Annotated in this window: 3 protein-coding genes; all 3 read left to right on the top strand. The window is 72.1% G+C overall.

Translation table 11 applies throughout. The features are described 5' to 3' along the window. The coding region (locus AC0CYZ_RS29440) for a hypothetical protein (protein WP_472221665.1) at positions 1–487 on the top strand (487 nt) is incomplete at its 5' end. Further along, positions 477–1097 carry a sortase domain-containing protein gene (locus AC0CYZ_RS29445; protein ID WP_472221666.1) on the top strand — a complete coding sequence of 207 codons (621 nt, stop codon included), beginning with the start codon at positions 477–479 and terminating at the stop codon, positions 1095–1097. The genes AC0CYZ_RS29440 and AC0CYZ_RS29445, both read left to right, overlap by 11 nt. A gap of 172 nt (positions 1098–1269) precedes the next feature. Further along, entirely contained in the window at positions 1270–1827 is a 558-nt protein-coding gene (locus tag AC0CYZ_RS29450) for a hypothetical protein (protein WP_472221667.1), read from the top strand. Positions 1828–2208: the final 381 nt, after the last annotated feature.

The following is a 2208-nucleotide window of genomic DNA, read 5'->3' on the forward strand; positions in this document are numbered from 1 at the left end:
CCTCACGAACGCCGAGAAGGCGCTCAGCGCCGCTCAGAAGGCGGCCGCAGCTGCTGAGAACAAGGACTCCGACGCGCAGTCGAAGCTGACCACTGACCAGGCCAACGGCGCCCCCCCGGCCGTGATCGACGCTGACGAAGCGGCCCTGGGCACCGCGCAGAGCAAGATGTTCCTGGCCAAGAACGCGGTCTGGACCGCCCAGGGCAACGTCGACCGCGCCAAAGCCCAGTGCCCAGAACCGACCCCCACGACGACCACCACGCCGTCATCTACGACCCCGCCACCGCCGAACGGACCCATCAACGGGAGCACGGGTAACTCGGCCTCGAGCAACTCGAGCGCGACCGGCGGCACCGCGCAGGCCAACCCCGTGGTGAATCCCACGGTCGTGCTCGACCCGACCGCCTGTGATCACAGCCAAGCCAACACCTCAGGCAGCGAGGTCACCGACGTGCCGACCGGAAGCGCGTCCACCGGTGCGGCCTGACCCGCGCCGCCACACGGCCCTGCTGGGGCTGGTCGTGGCCTGCGCCCTCACCCTGATCACCGGATGCTCCACCGCCGCCACGCCACCGCCGCCCGCAGGCGGGGCGGCCGGGGCAGACGGGGCGGGCTCGATCGCCGCGGCCCAGCAGGCCACCGCCGCCCCATTGCCCGGCTACGCGGTCACCGTGCCCACCCTCGGGGTGAACCGGTCGGTGCTGGTGCCGCTCGGGCTCAACCCCGACCACACCATCCAGGTCCCGCCGCTGGCCGCGCCGACCGAGCTCGGGCTCTACGACCACGGCCCCAACCCCGGCGACCGGGGCCCCGCGGTGATCCTCGGGCACATCAACGCAGGCGGCGTCGACGGCGCGTTCGCCCACCTCGGCCAGCTCAAGCCCGGCGACCGCGTCCAGGTCGCCCGCCCCGACGGCTCCACGGTGGCGTTCGCGGTCTACAAGACCGCGACCGTGCCCAAGACCGCGTTCCCCACCGCCGCGGTCTACAGCGACACCCCCGGACCCGAACTACGGCTGCTCACCTGCGGCGGCGACCTCGATCGCACCGCCCACAACTACCTGTCCAACGTCATCGTCTGGGCCAAAGCGGCCTGACCAACCCCGGCCGCCGACCACCCGGCGCCGGGAAAGACGGACCCCCCGCGGGCGTCGAGACCGCCCCACGACATGAGCACCGACTGCCCCGCCAGGTCGCGGACCTCCGCGACTGCTCGACCACCCCACGCGCTGCCGCCCTGGCGGCGCCGAACTTGAAGGAGACCTGACCATGAAGCTGTTCCAACGTGGCGGCACCCACCGCGCGATGCTGTCGAGCAAGGCCAAGGCCGCCTCGATCGCCACCGTGGCCGCGCTGGCGCTCTCGGCGTTGCTGTTCGGAGTGACCCAGAGCTTCGCGGCCCCCGCCCCACCGCATCCCGCGCAAAACGCCGCGCTGACCCTGAGCCCCTCAGTCGGCGCCCTCAGGCTCGGCCACCCCCTGGTGCTCACGCTGCGGACCACGATCACCGGCACCGACACCCGCACCAGCGAGGCCGACCTCGCGTTCCCCGCCGACAAGTTCAACTGCGGGCAGATCACCATCGACCCCGCGGCGTGGCCGGTGGTGGCCGAGAAGACCTGCACCCCTGGACTGGTCAAGATCGCCGTCGGCACCTACTACGGCCCCAAGACCGGACGGTTCGACGTGGCCACGGTCACCCTGATCCCCAAGGCCACCGGTCCGGCGACCATCAGGTTCGCTCCCAGCTCGATGGTCATCTCCGACGCCACCCAGACCAACATCCTCAACTCCACCAACACCGGGCACTACACCATCCGACGCTGAGCAGCCGCCGACCAGGCCACGTCGCTCGTCGCCGGACACGCCGGAGCGACCGACTCCGCGCCTCACATCTCGCCGGCCCGGCGCGCCGGCCGCCAGGGGCCGCCTGGCGGTGGCGGTGGACGCTGGGCGGCAGGTCCTGCAGGCGTTGACGGAGGACGACCCATCCGCCGAGGGCGGGCCCCCGGTCTCTCCCCCACCGGAGTCAGCACCCAGATGCCTACCCCCGGCGCTGCCACCCGGCGTGGACCGCCACCTCACGTTCCAGGGACCGCGAGACAACCTCGGGACCCCTTTACCTCACTCGAGCGCGCCTACCCGCTCGTAGAAAGGACTTGCAGTGACCGCACCGGCCGGGCCCTCACGGCATCACGCCGGACTTCG

It is taken from the genome of Actinomycetospora sp., assembly GCF_055612215.1.